Source organism: [Clostridium] aminophilum (assembly GCF_900101295.1).
Lineage (GTDB): Bacteria > Bacillota > Clostridia > Lachnospirales > Lachnospiraceae > Clostridium_R > Clostridium_R aminophilum_A.
Genome location: NZ_FOIL01000052.1, coordinates 1 through 18,578, shown reverse-complemented (window position 1 = coordinate 18,578; position 18,578 = coordinate 1). Strand labels below are relative to the sequence as shown.

At 43.3% G+C, this 18,578-nt stretch carries 17 protein-coding genes; all 17 read right to left on the bottom strand.

Going from position 1 to position 18,578, the window contains the following annotated elements:
- Positions 1-191: 191 nt before the first annotated feature.
- The gene (gene sstT / locus BMW41_RS11690) at positions 192-1,460 is read right to left on the bottom strand and encodes a serine/threonine transporter SstT (protein WP_074650236.1); all 1,269 of its coding nucleotides are present in this window, start codon (positions 1,458-1,460) and stop codon (positions 192-194) included.
- A gap of 129 nt (positions 1,461-1,589) precedes the next feature.
- A complete protein-coding gene (locus tag BMW41_RS11685) occupies positions 1,590-2,609 on the bottom strand; it encodes a glycosyltransferase family 2 protein (protein WP_074650235.1) in 1,020 nt (339 codons plus the stop codon).
- A 195-nt stretch (positions 2,610-2,804) separates the two neighbouring features.
- Complete coding sequence (locus BMW41_RS11680; RefSeq protein WP_074650234.1) at positions 2,805-4,142, bottom strand: ATP-binding protein; 1,338 nt, start codon at positions 4,140-4,142, stop codon at positions 2,805-2,807.
- A gap of 389 nt (positions 4,143-4,531) precedes the next feature.
- A complete protein-coding gene (locus tag BMW41_RS15440; protein WP_074650233.1) occupies positions 4,532-4,801 on the bottom strand; it encodes a YkgJ family cysteine cluster protein in 270 nt (89 codons plus the stop codon).
- A 29-nt stretch (positions 4,802-4,830) separates the two neighbouring features.
- Entirely contained in the window at positions 4,831-5,835 is a 1,005-nt protein-coding gene (locus tag BMW41_RS11670; RefSeq protein WP_074650232.1) for a hypothetical protein, read from the bottom strand.
- Positions 5,836-5,849: 14 nt separating this feature from the next.
- The gene (locus BMW41_RS11665; RefSeq protein WP_074650231.1) at positions 5,850-6,413 is read right to left on the bottom strand and encodes a hypothetical protein; all 564 of its coding nucleotides are present in this window, start codon (positions 6,411-6,413) and stop codon (positions 5,850-5,852) included.
- Between the two features lie 12 nt (positions 6,414-6,425).
- Positions 6,426-7,988: a magnetosome protein MamC family protein gene (locus BMW41_RS11660; protein ID WP_074650230.1), complete on the bottom strand. Its 1,563-nt coding sequence runs from the start codon at positions 7,986-7,988 to the stop codon at positions 6,426-6,428.
- Positions 7,989-8,116: 128 nt separating this feature from the next.
- Positions 8,117-9,649 carry a hypothetical protein gene (locus tag BMW41_RS11655; RefSeq protein WP_074650229.1) on the bottom strand — a complete coding sequence of 511 codons (1,533 nt, stop codon included), beginning with the start codon at positions 9,647-9,649 and terminating at the stop codon, positions 8,117-8,119.
- A gap of 29 nt (positions 9,650-9,678) precedes the next feature.
- Positions 9,679-10,458, bottom strand: a complete 780-nt coding sequence (locus BMW41_RS11650) for a hypothetical protein (protein WP_074650228.1) — start codon at positions 10,456-10,458, stop codon at positions 9,679-9,681.
- Between the two features lie 34 nt (positions 10,459-10,492).
- Positions 10,493-11,452 carry a helix-turn-helix transcriptional regulator gene (locus BMW41_RS11645; RefSeq protein WP_074650239.1) on the bottom strand — a complete coding sequence of 320 codons (960 nt, stop codon included), beginning with the start codon at positions 11,450-11,452 and terminating at the stop codon, positions 10,493-10,495.
- Positions 11,453-11,706: 254 nt separating this feature from the next.
- Positions 11,707-12,801, bottom strand: coding sequence for a GTPase family protein (locus BMW41_RS11640; RefSeq protein ID WP_083378946.1), 1,095 nt, complete (start codon positions 12,799-12,801; stop codon positions 11,707-11,709).
- A 782-nt stretch (positions 12,802-13,583) separates the two neighbouring features.
- Entirely contained in the window at positions 13,584-14,360 is a 777-nt protein-coding gene (locus tag BMW41_RS11635) for a DUF6429 family protein (protein WP_330386991.1), read from the bottom strand.
- A gap of 11 nt (positions 14,361-14,371) precedes the next feature.
- Complete coding sequence (locus BMW41_RS11630; protein WP_074650227.1) at positions 14,372-16,498, bottom strand: aminopeptidase; 2,127 nt, start codon at positions 16,496-16,498, stop codon at positions 14,372-14,374.
- 158 nt (positions 16,499-16,656) lie between these two features.
- A complete protein-coding gene (locus BMW41_RS11625) occupies positions 16,657-17,001 on the bottom strand; it encodes a hypothetical protein (protein ID WP_074650226.1) in 345 nt (114 codons plus the stop codon).
- Positions 16,994-17,482 carry a VanZ family protein gene (locus BMW41_RS11620; RefSeq protein WP_074650225.1) on the bottom strand — a complete coding sequence of 163 codons (489 nt, stop codon included), beginning with the start codon at positions 17,480-17,482 and terminating at the stop codon, positions 16,994-16,996. Before BMW41_RS11620 ends, BMW41_RS11625 begins: the two co-directional genes overlap by 8 nt.
- A gap of 2 nt (positions 17,483-17,484) precedes the next feature.
- Complete coding sequence (locus BMW41_RS14640; RefSeq protein ID WP_177171233.1) at positions 17,485-17,643, bottom strand: hypothetical protein; 159 nt, start codon at positions 17,641-17,643, stop codon at positions 17,485-17,487.
- 151 nt (positions 17,644-17,794) lie between these two features.
- Positions 17,795-18,472 (bottom strand): orotate phosphoribosyltransferase, encoded by a 678-nt coding sequence (pyrE, locus tag BMW41_RS11615; RefSeq protein ID WP_074650224.1) that lies wholly within the window; start codon positions 18,470-18,472, stop codon positions 17,795-17,797.
- Positions 18,473-18,578 lie beyond the last annotated feature (106 nt).

Genomic DNA, 18,578 nt, shown 5'->3' with positions numbered 1-18,578 from the left:
AGGGTCAGCAATTACAGTTTAACTGAGGTATCTTTCTGTTTCTACAAATTCACACTTTAAATGTTACAGGAAGCTATGAAAAAAGAGAAAAGCTGAGGCTCCGACCGGGAACCTCAGCTTTTTCAATTCATTCTCATATCACCGAACCATAACAGTTCTGAATCTGTCCGTTTTTTCTCCGGAACATCCTCTTACTTTTTCGAAGAACCCATGAAATCCGGAAGTTCTTTTCCTTCCTTGATCCACTCGTGAAACTCCGCGATGGCAGTAAACATGCAGTCACCGGAAGAATTCAGCGCCGTCTCCACAGAGTCCTGAATCACGCCGATGATGAATCCGACGCCGACCACCTGCATCGCGATATCATTGGAGATACCGAACAGGGAGCAAGCCATCGGGATCAGCAGAAGCGATCCGCCGGCCACACCGGAAGCGCCGCAGGCACCCAGCGCACTCATCAGCGAGAGCAGGATGGCCGCCGGAATGGATACCTGCATTCCGAGTGTATTACAGGTGGCAAGGGTCATGATCGTGATGGTGATCGCCGCACCGTCCATGTTGATCGTCGCACCCAGCGGGATGGACACAGAATAGAAGTCCTTGTCCAGACCGAGCTGATCACACAGTGCCATATTGACCGGAATGTTCGCTGCCGAACTTCTGGTAAAAAATGCCGTGATACCGGACTCTTTCAGACACCGGAATACCAGCGGATACGGATTTCTTCCGATAAAGACAAAGGCCACCAGCGGAGAGACAACCAGCGCCATCAGAAGCATGGTGCCCACCAGAAGAATCAGCAGTTTTCCGTACTGCGTAAAGATTGCCAGACCGTTCTCGGCTACATTGGTGTACACCAGACCCATAATACCGAACGGCGCCATGTTGATGACCCAGCGGACAATCTGCGATATCGCGTCCGAGACATCCAACATAAACTGTTTCGTTGTCTGCGAGCCGATGCCCTTCATCGCAAGGCCGAAGAGGCAAGCCCAGAGCAGAATTCCGATATAGTTTCCGTTCACGATGGAACCGATCGGGTTTGCCACAATGTTGCGAAGAAGCGTATCCAGAACCTCACCGAGTCCCTGCGGAATCACTTCCGACTCTGCCGCATCGCCGAGAATAATTTTCACCGGAAAAAGCACACTCGTAAAAACCGAGAGCACCGATGCCATAAACGTGGTCAGAAGATACAGAAAAATCACGGTCCCGAATCTTCTGTCCAGTTTGGATGATCCCTGCGCCAGTGCACCTGCCACGATCACAAACACCAGTACCGGTGCGATCGCTTTCAGCGCGCCGACGAAAATGGTACCAAACTCGGAAATCCAGGATGCGCTCGGAAATACCAGTGCGAGAATTGCGCCGATCACCAGTCCGCAGGCGATCCTGACAATCAGGCTCACACTGTTGTAACGGTCGGCCATTCCGCATAAAGCGTTCTTCAGACTGTTCATACTTTTCCCCCTTAATTGAAAGGTAATGAATTTTATTAAATACGCTGTTGCATGATTTAATACATATATTACCACGATTTATGGAAAATGAAAACAGAAATTCTAACGCTTTAATGCTAAAAAGCAATTTTAGTTAAAACCGTAGAATTTTTGTGCGATTTTGTACGCCGCAGACGACACTTTGCGGCCGCTCTTTCCCGGAATATTCATTCCCTGTCCAAGAAATCCCCAACGGAGGCGGAGCCACAGGCGCAGATTTTTCTCCCGGAGTTCCTGCCACAGTTCTTTTTTCTTCTGAAGGTTCTCCGGAGTGCCGGAGCGGATCGCCAGAATCGAGCACACCGTCATCATGATCTCCAGATAACGGGTCATGTAATTCCGGAGTTTCTCCGGCTGAACTTTTGTGACATCGTAATAACTCATCATCAGCCGGGTTACCAGATACTGCTGGTCAATTCTTCCGATCATGACCTGCTCATTGACGGACTGATCATCACGGCCGATGAAATAGCGGTAGAAATTGACATCCAGATAGTACATGCTCTTCACATGCGGAAGCGGCTGATATACGAAAATATTGTCGACATAGAAGGTGTGCTTCGGAAGCTCCAGTTCAGCCTCGCGCAGCATCTGCACGCGGTAGATCACCGAATGCATCAGGATATACTGTCCCAGATGGAAATGCTTGACGTCTTCCCAGGTAAAGAGCTGCTCGATCGGGAAGGCGGAGCGGTAATTCATGACCTTCTTGCGGGCCGCTCCCTGCTTCTCGTAGACGAAATTGCAGATCAGCATATCCAGCGTCTGGTTCTGCTGCACGAAGCGGCGAAGCGTATCCATCACCTTCATCAGCGAATCGTGATCAACCCAGTCATCGCTGTCCACAACCTTGTAGAATACGCCGGTCGCGTTCTTCAGTCCCGTGTTGACGGCCTCTCCGTGTCCGCCGTTTTCCTGATGAATCGCACGGCAGATTCCCGGATAATTTCTCTCATACTCCTGCGCGATCTCCAGCGTGTTGTCCTTCTGTGAACCGTCGTCCACGATCAGGATCTCAATCTCGTCTCCCGCCGGCAGAAGGGATTCGATACAATGTCTCATGTACTCTGCCGAGTTGTAGCACGGAATTCCCACCGATAATATTTTCATGATATTTTTATCTCCTTAAAGTATTCATAATAAACCCGTTAAATTATACTATAACCCCGATTCTTTTCCAATTACGATATTTTTACTTGTTATCCTCCGCGCACAAGGCAAACATCCTGCATTCGAAAGCAAATACTGGCGAACATTTTATCATCATTTCGCAAAATGTAGCAAAAAAGTAAAACGGTCGTCACCTTATAATTCTTCGATTATAAAAGGGAGCATATAAATTGGCTTTAGTTTTAAGTTATTATCCTTCCCGACATCTTTTTGAGAAAGAAGTATTGATCGTGAAACGTATTTAGAATACTTCTTACAAAATGCATCAATAGACTCGTGCTTTTTTATTGCCGACGATTTCACTTCCAACGGGAGCAGTTTTGTCTTATCCTGAAGCAGGAAATCAACTTCATAAGAATGTGTACTGTTTTCTTTATTCCATGTATGATAAAAAGCCGATCTGTTTGTAGCGGTAATCATCTGTGCCACTGCATTTTCGTAGAGATATCCCAAATCAGCCGGCAGCTTGTCGCCTAGAAGTTTTGTGTAAACATTTTCGTCTGTCTTAGGAGATGCCTTGAAAATCATTGTTGTAAATAACCCAATATCCGACAGATATAGTTTAAAAGTATCCTCATCTCTGGACTGAGCTAATGCTATGCTGGGATTATATGTGTTATAGCACGGAATCACCGTCTTTGAATCCAGCAGGTCTGACATTCTTTCTACATCCTTTTTGGTCTTCCGTTTCCCTGTTGCCTTTGAGATCATGTATCTCTTCTTATTTGTAGCCAACTGGCTGGGGATTGATTCATACATTCTGCCAATAAGCCCCGAGCTATCTATTTTTTTAAAATCATCGATATATAGATCAATTATGTCCCTTTTCACCCTGTCGATTTCAGAAAAGTTTTTTCCATTAACATAAGCTTCCACAGCCTGTGGCATTCCACCAACAGCCATGTATATTCTGAAATCCTTCATAAGCTTTCTGTTTGTTCCATTTCCAACTTCTGAATCCAGCTTATATAAATCACGAAGTAGCGGATAAGTATTATTTCCGATTGCCCACATAAACTCTTCATAATCCATCGGATAAACCGAAATTTTATGTTCTTCGGAAGGAATAACAATGTCCTTAACATTTTTCTTTATACTGATCAGTGAACCGGTTTCAATATAATCATAAGTGCCATCTGCAACCAAGTATTTTATTGCCTGCCGAACAATTGGCTGACGCTGGATTTCATCAAAAATGATTACAGATTCCCTTGGGTATAATGTAATCCCCGTCACTGCCTGCAGTCGCAAAAAAAACACTTTTTGATTGGCTATATCACCAAAAACATCCAAAAGCTCTTTTGTAATGTTTGCGAAGTCAACCTTTATGTAGGTTCTATAGTTTTCCTTAGCAAATTCTTCGGCTACAGTGGATTTTCCGACACGTCTTGCACCTTCAAGCAACGCCGCGTATTTTGGCGCATAGTTTTTTTTCCAATCCACGAGTTCTTCATATACTTTCCTTCTAAACATATAATGACCTCTTATAATAGAATTAAGGATCGTTGCATTTTTTCAATATGATTTTATTTTAAAAATGTCATTTTTTCAATATTTTTAGTTCATTTTCGTGTCATTATTTCACTTTCTCAAAAATAAAAGCGGCGCAAATGCAACGTAACTTTTTTCGTTGCATTTGCGCCGCACGATAATTTCCAAAATCAGCAAAACTCCGATAAGTTAAAAGAAAAAAAACCGTATCATATAAGATACCATTTCCCGACACATACAATAAGATAAACGCCAGCCAACATCGAACGTGGTCACAGGCTCGACTCCTAACATCATAGAAGCTATCTACAGAAATTATTTCATACTCTCGTATAGTTAAGAGAACCGGAAAAATTTCCGGTCCCCTTTTGCTATCCGTCACTGATTCTTTTGTTATACTCTTCTTGCAGTTTTTTACACATCTCCACGTTCAAACGATAGTACTCATCCTTTGACATTTTATCTTTGAACTGTTCAAACATTTTTTCCACATTACATAAGTCTGGACGTTCCGCATAGATATCACACAAGTTGTCCTCTGTCAAATGAACGCAAGTACCATTTCCTGTGTCATAGTCTTTTAGTTCATGAATTTTATTAATATTTTTGCAACAGACTCCACACTTTATACAAGGAAACATATCGAGCTTTTCGTTTGTCTTAACAGTCTTTATACTTCCCTCCCAAGTTTAGCCTTCGTTATTTCAACTATCTTTTCGGATCCTGGAGCTAAACTGCCATCATCATTCAATATAGGCGTATCCAATATAGATTTTATCGCACCAGCCATCGCCAAAGCTTCGGCAACTGTGTTTCTTTCACTTTCATTGAAATTCCTAAAATCAGTCCCACGTTTTTTTATAATCTCACCCATTTCATATATTAGCGGCTCAAAGACAGAATTTAGGGATAACAAAAATCTGTTGAACATATTTGCTCTCCTACGTATCCCCATACAAAGTGACGATGCAGTGTCAATTTCCTCTCTAAATTCTCTCGCCTTTGCGAGGTTTGAGTACGCCTTATCTTTGTTTGCAGAAGCTTTTGCGCCTACCACACAGCCCAAAACCGCTAATGCTGGCCCAGCTACCAATCCTCCTAATACAGCCATGCCTCCTGCCATTCCGAGTCCACCTGCCGCCAAGGATCCTCCGCCAAAGAAGGCCAATGTAGCATTTGTAGCAGCTGCTCCGCTCAGCGATGCTATAGCTGTGCCTGTTGATGCTGTAGCCAAAACTCCTGCAGCTCCATATGCACCAAAAGCCGTAATGGCTCCTGCCATTGCCCCCGATGCCAATCCCCCCACCATAGAAGTAGCCATAGATTGCAATTCCTTCAGTTCCGTAAAACCTTTTTTATCTAAAACCATTTTTTGAAGTTCGTTTAACCCCTGAGAATCTGACAATTCAACATGGTTCAATTTTTCAAACTCAACTATAAAGGGTTTTACACTATTATCTAACACACTAACCTTACAAGATCCCAAATTATCAATGGCTGCCCCACAGTTTTTACGACACGTTTCAATTTTATTTGATGCTCTTTTTATAATATCATCAGCCATCTCATTCGTATCGTCAGCATCTTTTTGATCAATTCCTGCTTTGACAGATTTGCCAATACCGACTGCACCTGTTACTGCAGCCACACCAATAAACAATAACGGAATAGGCATATAATCATCCTCCTTTACATGGTCATTTCTTCAATCGTAAGTTTAATATCCGAAAGCATCGTATGAATTTCCGAGTCGATTCTCTTCTCTTTATCATCACGTTCTCTACCATTTGGAAACGTTGAAATCATCCACTCCTTTTGCTTAGTCAAAGCGAGCATTGTATCCGCTGTATCAACCATTTCCTGATAGATCCCTTTGTCAATTTCCCATTTCTCGACCAAATGATTAACTATCTTTTTTTCTTCGTCGGAGTAACAAGTATCTGCATATCCTAAATTCACTAAATTCCATATAACTCTTGCTAATGTGGATTTGCTTCCAAGCCCAAACCATTCATGGCCAACTTGTTCATCAAGTCTTTCACTCAGTATAGTATTAAACGCATCTTTAGGATCTTTAGCAACCTCCTTGCTTTTATCAACAGCAAATCGTTTTCCTTCCTCATCGAGTTCAAGTTCTTTACATATTTCATCAAATAGCTTTTCTTCACTATATGAAATTGCCCCATCTGACATCATGTAAAGATAATAAAGCATTGCTTCTCGTGTTTTGTGTAAATCCAAATCAAAAAACATCAGCATACCTCCTCATATTTTGAAAGAACTTCCGTTCAACATTTTATTGTTGAATTCATCCATACTCGAAAACGCTACGTTACCTCCAAAATTCTCTGTAATTGTGTTAGCACTATCGATAAACCAGTCAACATCACCAATTGCAAGGGCATTTTTAATTCCAGAAAAGGATTCCCTAAATAAATCCATAGAATCGATTAAGTAATCATTAATAATCTTGTCCATTTCCGCTCTATATTGTCGGATCATTCTAATATGTTCTTCGCAGGCTCGTTCAATTTGATCACGCTCTTCTTTAGCTAACTTAGCCTCCTTCAATGATTCCATAAGAATTCCATAGGTTGCAGAAGATATTGCATATCCCACCATTCCTCCTATAAGACCGCCTACAATAGGAATAGGAATAGCTGTTTGGCCAATCGCTGCAAACATAGCCGATGATATCATTCCCGTCCCTTGTTCGCCCAACGTTTCCATACACTCAACGCCGTCTATCTCACCTTTGAAATATCTAGACATTGTTTTGGTTACTGACACTGTGGCAGCTACAATCGTTCCCGCAATATTTGTCTTTGACAACGCACGCACATATTCTGATCCAGCGTTTTGCATAGCGCCTTTTATTGCCGTACCCGCAAACCCTGTTCCATAACCAACTGCTGCAGTAGTAGCAGTATCTTTGGCTACATTTTTTATTGCCTCCTCAGGTTCTTCTTCACCTTTATATACAGAAACTAGATTTCTAACAATAGAGAAACTACCACCTATTAAGGCTGATGATTTCGCAGTTTGTATCCCTGCTCTATGAGACAGTTTTGCAACGTCAATAGCAGTCGATAAACCTGGATGTTGTCTTGCAAATACAGCTTCAGCACTGGAAACCGTACTTTTTCTCAAATTCTTTTTGATCTTCTTCAGTTTATCAATACGTTCCTGAAGTTTTTGGGCTTGCTCAGTGTTTCCGGCCTGTTTTTGACTTTCCAGCTGTTTTGAAAGAGCCTCAATCTTATTATCAGCTTCTTGAATAATTCTGTCATATTGATCAGACGGAACGTCTATTTTTACATCAGCGTCCAAATATTTTTGAAATTTCTTTGACTGAAGCTTTTCAAGTGCTCTTGCCGCATTTCCTTCACCAGACGGATCACTTTCTGATGCACCAAGAAATTTCATTTGTGCACCAGTCCCTTCAATTATATTGCCTTTTGAATCGACCGTAACAGTATCATAGAGTGGATCATTAACCCTGCCAAGATCATCCGTTCGAACTTTTCTGGAAGAATCACCTTTTATTATTTTCTCAGCGTTTTTCCTTGCTACATCCTTCACCTCTGCCGCAAATCCTGCTTGCTGATGAATATTCTGGTATTCATAATCAGGGTTAACTTTCTCTTCTGAAATCTGTTTTAAACCCTTAGCTAATTTTTTTCCAAGTTCATTATCCACCCCAGAATGGGCAACATAATGCTGTTTTGCTGCATCTCCATAACGTTGAACCGTTTCATATGACGCGCCCGCAATTCCGGCGTTCAAAATATCTTCCGATTTTTGTTCTTTCTTTTTATTATCATCCATTTTTTTTACAAAGCGTTACAATGACACGCTAATTTCGTATGTAATATCTAGTTAATCGAGTCGCAACATAAGCTGATAGCAAAATAATATAGACTGATTATAATTCCGGATTTTGTTCCACCATATTTCTAAAGAATAAGTTTCGCCTTTGGATCATACATGAACTTCTTAAAACTGGTTTCGTTTTCAAATGCCACTTTAACACCAAAATTATCGCACAGCGCTTTCAACGATTCCGTAACCTGTTCTGAATTATTGTTTACAATACCATCATGCATTTCTTCAAAAATATAGTGAAACTGCTGCCGATGGGTTTCGTTGATTTGATTCAGACTATTCTCAAGTTCAATCCTATACAGACGATTCCTTTCTGCTATTGCCTTAAACTCCCTTGCCTTGCGTTTGTACTCTTCTCCCAATGCTTTATTTCGTGCCGCCTTCAAGCATGCACACACGACAGTTGTTACAACCCATCCAACAGCTTTCCCCACAAGAGTACCAACAGCTGTACCAACAGGTCCCAGAGTCGAGCCAGCCGTTCCACCAATATATTGACCAACCTTTTGCCCAAGCTCATTCACAACATATTGACTGGCCATTTCACCAATCTCACCAGCTGCCATTTCAATACCAGCTTCCGCAAGAGAATTCACCAATTCTTCATCATCTATCTCACCATTTAAATTCCTATCAAGACATCCCCATATTTTGTTAACTACAACTGCCGTTTTCCCAAAATTCTCAGCCGTGCAGTTTTCGAGAATACTGTCTGATGCCTTTTGGCTGATCTCGTTAATGAATCTATTTGAAGATCTCTCACCAATTTTCTGTATAAAATCTGCGACTTCTCTTGAACTTCCTTCTGCTGAAGAATAAACAATTGACTCCGCGTATGCACGGGCAAATGTTTCAGCAGTATCTACCGCAATCCCTAAAGTCGCATCGCCTATGTCTTCTTCACCCAAAAAAACGTTTTTTCCGTGTTCAAGTGAAGAATAAATGATAGCGTCTTTTGCAGCTTCCTTTCCCGATGCAATGCCCATTTCATTGGCTCTCTTTGACGTCAGTTCGGCAGTTTTTAACCCTACCGCCACCTCTGCCTTTGCACCCTCAACCAACATTTTTCTAGCCTGGTCGTTGGTAATTTCTCCCTTTTTCAGTTTCTCTTTAACATACTCATAATTGGTTTTCCCTCCCTTTTCCTGATTTGTTTTCTGATTGATTTGCTTATAATTTGCACGAACATTGGCTATTTCCTTTAAATCCTCTTTATGCAGAAAAGGATTGTTTTTGTTCCTGTTCCAAACCTGTTCACAGGGAACAGTATGATCCGTTTGTGCAGAATGCCTTCCAGCCTTTGACTTGTACTTTTTTTGAGCTGCTTTAGAACTTGAATGGATTGTTTCTCCGGTATAAGGATCTTTCGTTGTTTTCTTATTTCCGAATGTCTTTTCTTTGTGTTTTTTTCTCTTATTTGGATCGTCAATTTCTTTTCGATTTTTCTTAGCATTATACTTTTCCTGATAACTCCTATCAGGAATATGTTCAAGGCTCTTCCTCTCAGCATATTCAACAGCAACATTTGTTTTTTCTTTTTTTGTTTTAATTTCCTCGTCGTCTAATTTTTCAACGTCATAATCCAGAAAATCATTATCCGTCATTCCATCTATCCTTTAATGTTAAATCCAATTTATTTGTTTTTTCTGTTTGATTTTTTACTTGGCAATAGTTCCCTCCCGGCCTTCATATAACGAGAAAACCAGCTATTTATGCCACCATTTTTATTAAATACATCCGTTTTTGTTATATCATTTAAAGCTTTTCCAAAATTAAACATATGCATAAGGGTATCCCAATCTTCTTCTGTGTACGCTGATGGATCGCTCCCTTTTTCGTCAATAATCAAATTAACTTGATCAATCAACTTATCCGTTAGTTTTTGCAGAGTATCAATCACCAGATAGAATGCTTTTAATTCCTTTGTTACGGCTCTGACTTTTGCGCATTGAATTTTTATTTCTTCCTTTTCTGCTTCGGCTTCATATAAATCGGATTCGCTTTCTTTGAGTCTTCTTTTTAGTTGAAAATGCTTTATTGTCGCCCCCCCTGGCACCATCAATTCTAAGAGCCCTCCAGAATTCTTTTCCCTAAGACTTAGATTAACTTCCATGCACACAGGATCAATCTTCGTCTTGTATAATTTCAGAAACTTTTCTTGATTAAACTCTCTTTCTTTTAAAACGATTTTCTCCGATGTTGCTGCAAATTTGGTCAAAGTTGTTTCATAAATGTTTTTCCTTTGCTCAAACAACTTAATCACAGCTTCTCTATAATTATTAGACGTTCTTGTTATTGTTGCCTTAGCCACTCTTATTGCAGTTGACGTATCTCTAAGATTTTCTTCAATTTGATACTCCGTATCCGAATCCCAAAAATTCCAAAACAATTTCTCAATTATCGCAGGGATCATACTGTCTCTCCTTCTATATTTTTTTTTAGATATATCATCGCATCTCTATAACCTTGACCATCTCTCCCTGGCTCCTAAGCCACATTTCGATTCCTTTACCAAAAACTTCTGCTGAAATCGTATACACTCCGTCCTTCTCGCTCTCAATTACTGCAGTGGGAAGCCGGTCAAGAACCGCCTCAACAGAACAACCACTGTATGTAAAACGAACCTTTTGAAGTTTTCCACCATACATGAACTGAATTCTCTTCCTGAGTTCACCTTCTTCAAATCGATTAGCGTAGGGGATATGGAAGCGTTCTTCTAAAACCTTATATTTCTTTACTCTGTCAACACGATATATCGTTGGATACGAATCATTTAAAATATCAAAGTCTGCTTTTACTTCTTCATTTTCAATAAATGCGGCCAAATAAAAATAAAACTCTGAAAACATCAATGCTACCGGCTTTACCTTTCGTTTTACAACAGCCTTATCCTTTAAACGCTGATAGCTGATTTCAACATAATGTTTTCCCCGAATCGCTTTGCCAAGATCCCACATCTTATCGATAAATACTGATCGATGCTGCAACTCAACATAGTGGAATTCCTCATTTTTGATTAAATCTTTTACAGCTTTGATGTTTACTCTTGGGACACAACCATCAATCAGTTTGGAAAGCATTTCCATCATTTCGTTTTTGGTAAATGCTCTGCTGTCCAGCAATATTTTACAAATCGCCAGAATTTCGCTGTTAGAAAGCTTCCGATTATAAATCTGTTTCAAACGATATCCCTTTTCAGCCCTATCATAGATTACGGTGTTCATAACCCCAGTCTCAACGGATTCGCTATCCAAAAAATTCCGAATATCCTCTATGTCCCTTTGAATACTTCTCTCATTCACACCATAATTAACGGACACTTCGGCCTTATTGATAATGTATCCATTCATCAGTTTGGAATAGAGTCCTAAAATGCGTTCGATTTTATCTTTATTCTGTCGCTTCATAATCGCCTCTACTCTTCTTTTTATCCTTGCGTCAACGCAAAAAGCGACATTATGAAATGCTGTCGCACTCACAATGTCGCTCATAATAACCTTAATATGACTGATTGTCACATTTCATCTTGCAAGCGCAATACTGTTTGGTTTTTATGGACTCTCATCATTAACAAAAAATATCTACTATTATTTTAATCCTAACAGAAATATCGTCAATAATTGGCATAAAAATTATGTATTTACGATCACATTATTAACAATTATCCAAAAATTAACCCAAACACTCCTTTTATTGTGCCAGCTGCAGCGCCTACCGTGGCGCCAATTATTATTCCAGGAATTCCCAGAAGTTTACCTCCAATTTCCGTTCCTTTATCAATACCATCGGAAATACAATCCCACACGGAGTCTTCGAAGCTAAGTCTAATGTTTTCTTTATAATCACACTCATCATCATCGTGAAGCCAGTGATCATCCTCATCGTTGATATTATCTGCAAGTGCTATCCTCTTACTTTTTGGAACTGCCTTGATGATATAGTAAAGAAGTTTTGTTAAATTGTACGGTTTACGCTGTTCTCCTCCCTCTTCCTTATAACCGGCACAATAGAAAATAGGACGAATCCTCAATCCAGTTGCAGCCAATACACGATTCATAATAGAATCTGCTTTCTTTTTCAGAAACTCTCTTAAAACTTCATCCGGTGCATTTTCTTCCTCATTCCAATGATTCCCTTTCATTGCAACATCGGCCTGGTTTAATGCAATAAGAATACGTTCTTTCGCATCATCTCCCAAGGCTGGAATTAAAATACTGTTGATGAGATTATATGACGTTCCAAGATCTTTTGAAGATGCATCCATAATTACTACTACAAGATCAATCAGTGGATTTCCTTCTTCATCAAGTTCGTTTAATTTCTCAAGAATGGCACGGCTGATGCTTTCATCGCTAACCCCATCACCCAAACCAGGTGTATCCCAAACAACAAGATTATCCATTTCAAACTTTTCGATGACAGATGTCTCCGGATCTACTCCAACACCGACTTTTGCAACATCCATATTAAATATCGCATTGATTGTTGAGCTCTTTCCTGCTCCGGTTGCTCCGGTTAGCATGATATTTACTGTCTTATTTCTAACTTTAATCAGCCTGGATAACCGCTTTGCCTTTTCGGCATCTGAAATATCCAGTGCCATTATTTCTTCTTCAAGCAAATCATAAATGCTTTTACGTTCTTTCTTGTGTTTTTCGTTTACTTCAACATCGACTTCCTTTTCAATGTTTTGATTCTCTCCAGATAACAATTTCATACTATCCTGAATTACAGATCCCAGTGTTTCATTGATCATTGAATTTTCCTCCTTGATTTAATCTTGTCAACAATCGTTTCAAATAGGTCTTGATACCGCAAAGATACCAAATGAACTAGACAGAATGTGTCGTTATCAAGAATTTATGGAAAACCTTTTTTCAAAAAAAGGAATGCACCTGCCGTAGTGGCTTATCGCTCACAGCAATGTGCATTCTTTCTTCAATCGCTTATTCTATTGTCTGACCGTTGCTGATTTCTCCGGTTTGCGCTTGACTGATCTACTTTTGTGTCACGGAGTTGCCCGGTATACTGTCATCACTTTAGATATCGGGGACATTTAGCCTTTTTCTAAAGTGCCTTGTCATGAATACAGCAGATGAGACTCAAAATAGAGGACTCAATACATAACCGAATCTTTTATATAAAATCTGTATTTATACCAAATCTGCATTTCTGTCAAATCTGTATTTCTGTCAAATCTGTATTCTACCTCATTTTATGTATTATATGTAATATATGTCTTTTATATCTTTCTATTCGTTTTATGTTTTGTATGTCTTAATATGTCTCGGTCTGTTCCTTCTGATAATCCTGCTATACGATTTCCTGTCTTTCCACTCGGAATAAAGTCCGCAAGCGGACTTCGGCTCCCCCATCCTCGCGGAGCGTTTTTCTTTCATAGAGAATTTCGGAGAAATTTCCTCTCCAATTAATCAAGTGTTTTTTTGTGTAAATTCATATGAAAGAAAAACAGGTATTTCCCATACGTCCGCCGTTATGGGAAATACCTGTTTGATAAATTTTGAGGCATTCCGAACATCACCAATTCAGGAAAATATCCATCTCATGCCATTTTTCACCGCCCCACTCGGATGCAGATTCACCAAGATCACGGAAACCGAACTTCCGATACATTTTTACCTTTTTTTCGTTGCTGGTAAGAACCAGCCGCTTCCTTTCTTTTTCTTCCTCCCTGCGGCAATAATTCCATACGATTTCTCTTGCCAGGCCAATCTTTCGGAATTCCGGCAGCACATCCAGCCCCAACAGCATGATATTCCGCCCCTTCGGGTTATGCAGGGATGCATCCGTAAAGAATTCATCCCGGAAAACCATCTCATCCGTTGCAATGCCGTTCAGAAATCCCGCCATCTTCCCGGTTTCTTTTTCTATCGCAACATAGAACAGATCCGGAGCAACGCTGATCCGCTCTGTCATATGTTTCTCTGAACATGCTTCGTTCGGTGGAAAACAGATCCTCTCAATTTCCGCAGCTTCTTTCGCTTCTTCCGGTCTGATGCTGCGAAACTCGAACTTTTCATAGATTTCGTCATCTTCGATATTCCACTGGTGAAGAATCTCCCTTGCTTTTCTCCGCCCCTTTTCCGTCATGTAGGCATACTTGTATCCGCCGCCCCGCTTCCTCTTCGGATTGACGATAAGATTTTCCTCATCCAGACGATCGATCGCATCAAAGTCATAATTTTTCCATGCGATCTCATCATAGCGGTTGCCCTCTCCATCTGAGAATCTTGTCAGATATATAAGGGCAAGCGTAAGCTCATCGATCGCTTCATTTCGTGTTTTCTTATCCATTTCTTCCATTCTCACCTCAGCTGATCCAGCGCCTCATTCAGGAGTTCTGTTCCCGGAAGCACGAATCTTCCGTCTCGCAGGATATCAGTCTTCGTCCCGTCTGCGCGGACCGCGGTGAGAAGGCCGAGTTCCGGGTACGGAAGCGTGATATCCGTATGGCAGCCGAAATATGCCTTTTCCGGTTCGGTTGTGCGAAGCGCGGAGATCTCGTTGTCCTTTGCGATCATTTCCCTGCCGTCCGGATTCAGAACCTTCACGTCCTCCATATAACTGTAGCAGGTGTCGCCGAAGGCAAAATGCGGTCCCGTCTTCTCCGCGATCAGAATTGGAAATTTGTCCTCAATGCCGTATTTTACGGACACGGCGTAGGCCGTGGTGTTGGTTCCGATGGCGAATTCTCCCATCGGAAGCACATCGTGATCCTTCATGATCACGCGCTCCACAAGGTCATGTCCCTCTTTCTCCGTCTCAAAATTCCCGCAGGAATATTCCACAGCTTTTCCGTCCTCCACACGGATCCGGAGATCCCGGAACTGGAACTCGTCGATGTACACCTTTCCGACGTGAAGAAGGCCGGAGGTCCCTTTCAAAACCGGCGAGGTGAAGACTTCTCCCAGAGGAATGTTGACGTCCGCCAGACAGTTCTCGAAACCGGACTGTGTCCTGCGGTCCTCCAGCGGATGAAGCTCGATCCTAAGATCCGTCTCATTGCCGTCTTTTCCCTTGACCAGAACATAGGATGCCTCATCCAGACAGTCAATGATCTTCTGCTGCACGCCGCGGTAGAGCTCGTGATCCAGCGTGTTGATGGCGATGGTCTCGTCGAAGATTTTGCTGTAAAATTCCTGACCGCCGCGGCCTTTTCCGATCTCCGGGATCGGCCAGGCGATAATGGTGAAACTGGTGGTCTCCTCCGGAATGAACTGGTTCTGCAGCATCCGGGTCTCACTGGCACTGCGGGTCCGCAGCTTTTTCTGCCGGTCACTGTACACCCAGGCGCCGTCCTTCGTGGCCGGATCAAATCCGTCCTCACCGAAAGTTTCCATCACGGCCGGTCCGGCATAGACGGCGGCAAGGTCTTTCAGCTCTTCGTAAGCCCCCCGCATCACTTCCAGCTTGCGCTCTTTTACCGCCTTGTCCAGCCACTCCGCGTCATCCGACCGGTGATCGTACATATACTGGCGGTTTGCCGGCGTTCCGTAGAAGCCGTTCGTTCCGGAAGCCGCCCGGTTCATGGATCCGAAGGACGCTCTCGGGATGATCGGCTCCAGGCCCAGGGCCCGGAAATTTTCCACCGCATAGCGGACGATCCGCTCGAATCCCAGATGCCAACGGAGCATGACCGTCTTCTTTTCTTTAAAGGAGCGGTGGGATACTTCAAATCCTCTCGCGAAGCCGTCCGACCAGTAATCCGCCATCCGGCGCACCTTTTCTTCCGGCAGGGAATTCAGATACTTTGCGGTCTCGATCTCTGCCTCCGAGATATATTCGCCGAACCGGTAGAGATAGGAAAGATCGTTCAGATCGCTCTCCATAATGATCTTCTTTGCAAAATCCGCTTCCGGATCCAGCGTCTCCCGGAGACGTTCCGGCACAAAGCGGTCGCAGTAGTCAAACTCAAAATAATAGAAGATGCTGCGAACATTGGAGATCCGCTTTTCGTCGGAGATTCCGCTTTCCGTATCCATGACAGAATTGCAGACTTCGATGAAAAGCTCCATCAGGATGGTCAGATCCATACGGCGGTTCTCAAACGCATACGGAATTGCATTGCGCATCTCCGCCGCAAAGAACGCCATCTCTTTTCCGAGCTCTTCGCCGAACACCTTCTGTGCGTAATCCGGATTGGCCATGCTGCAGGCATAGTTCTCCGGCAGGATATCCTCATATAATCTCCGATTCCACTCCGCAAGCTCCGATTCCTCCATGGCATCCATCGCTCCAGAGGCCGTCCGGTCTGCGATCTCTTCCGCCATCAGAAGAAGCTCCGCGGTCCGCCGGAAGAGACTCCCCCGGGTCTCATTTCCCGGAAAATGTTCCTGTTCCGCCATCTCGCGGATCCGTCCCGCTGCCAGCTGCTCTCTCTCCCGTACGGCTTCATTGTCCTCGCGAATCAAATCGTAAAATCCTTTTCTCATTCTGTCCTTTCCCGTTCTCCTTCCAGACCATAACACTCGAAAGATCCCAAAGTTCCATATGAACCTTCCGTATTTTGATCGGTTTCCATGGGCTCTGACCGCCCATGCAGAATTCTGCGGCATGCTTCATCCATGACGCAGACCATATCTCCTTTATCCTACAGTCTCAGTCCCACAAGGCTGAGCAGAATCCAGAAGATCGCCAGCACACCGCCCACAGCGATGCCGATTTTCGCCATAATATAATTCTTGTCTTTTTCCTTCAGCGCGCGCCATCCCCAGAACAGGGCAGCCACCGAAAAAACCAGACTCGTGAAACAGACGGAAACCGCCCAGGCCGGTGTATTCCCCTGATTCTTCACGCTGACCGTCATGCCGGTCACCGCGAACAGGAGTGCCGCCGCTGCGGTTCCAAGACTGATATATCCGTTCTCAGCCATTTTCACGCGGATATACGAGATCCGGTTGTCTCTTCCGCGCCGGAGCGTATTCTTTTTAAACATTGTCACACCCTTCCTTGCGGGTCACCGCTCTTCTCCGAACGCCGAGCAGCATCTTCAGGGTATATACCGCGATATATCCCACAAGGCCACCGAGCAGATTCAGAATCATGTCATCCACATCAAAACTGCCCACCTTGAAGGCCAGCTGCGCCGTTTCAATGGAGAGGCTGAGCATAAAACTTAAGAGAACCGTTGTAAAACAGCTTTCCCCGATTTTCGTAATAATCGGCAGAATAAAGCCAAACGGCAGAAAGCAGATGACATTGCCGTAGGTATTCAGGAAAAATGCGCCGAAGCCGAGTGTTTTCCTGTATTCGTAGAACCGCCGGATTTCCCGCAGCGGAACAAGATTATAGGAATAATCCTCGTGCGGCCCCCGACCAAGCGCGTCCGAAAAAAACATGATATACACCAGAAGGATCAGATAGGCGAAAAACAGCGCCCAGCTGATCCTCTGGTGTAGTTCTCTTTTTTTGATCATACTCAGAATGTGATGTGCTTCTTTCTCTTGAGAAGCAGGGATCCGCTGATAATGGAGAGAGTGCCGCAGGTCACGCCGACTGCGATCACGATCGAACCGACGACAATGCCCATGATGCCTGCGCCTTCCATTGTCTTGTATACTTTTTCCATCTTATCCATAAATTTCATTCCCTTCTGATTCGTTCGGAAAACGCTGATGAAAGCGTCTCCCTGGCCGGATTTTCGCTGTGATGCAGCAATCTCCTTTGAAAATCCATGCCATCTGCCGGAAACTCTAAGGAGACACTGATTTAATCAGTATGCTCCCGGATTACGCTTCCGCGCCATACTGCTCATAGTAACGGTCAATTGCTGCCTTCATGGTATCGTCGATCACAACTTTGCCCATGCACTCACGGTTGTAGAGCCGATCCACCACGTCCTTCATGGTAACGATCGCCGCGGTCGGGAAACCGTAGAGATCTTTGATCTCATCCAGCGCACATTTCGTTCCCTTGCCGCGTTCCATGCGGTTCAGAGAAACAATCAGTCCCTTAACCTCAATCTTCGCCTGTCCGGTGATGATCGGGAAGGTCTCCTCGATGGATTTTCCGGAGGTGGTGACATCCTCGATGATAACCACGCGGTCTCCGTCCTGAAGCTTGCTTCCGAGAAGAATTCCGGTATCGCCGTGATCCTTCACTTCTTTACGGTTGGAACAGTAACGGACGTCTTTTCCGTAAAGTCTGCTGATGGCCATTGCAGTGGCAACCGAAAGCGGAATCCCCTTGTAAGCCGGCCCGAACAGAACGTCAAAATCCAGACCGTAGGTATCGTGAATGGCTTTCGCATAGAATTCGCCGAGCTTCATCAGCTGCGAACCGGTAACATAAGCGCCGGCGTTCATGAAGAACGGGGACTTTCTGCCGCTCTTCAGCGTGAAATCACCAAATTTCAGAACATTGCTCTCGACCATAAATTCAATAAACTGCTCTTTGTAGTTATCCATTGCTCTTCCTTCCTGTTAATACCCGGATGTTTATTTCAGTTGCCTGCTTTCTGCCGCTTACTCCTGATGCCTATTTCAGCGGCCTGCTTTCTGCCGCTTACTCCTG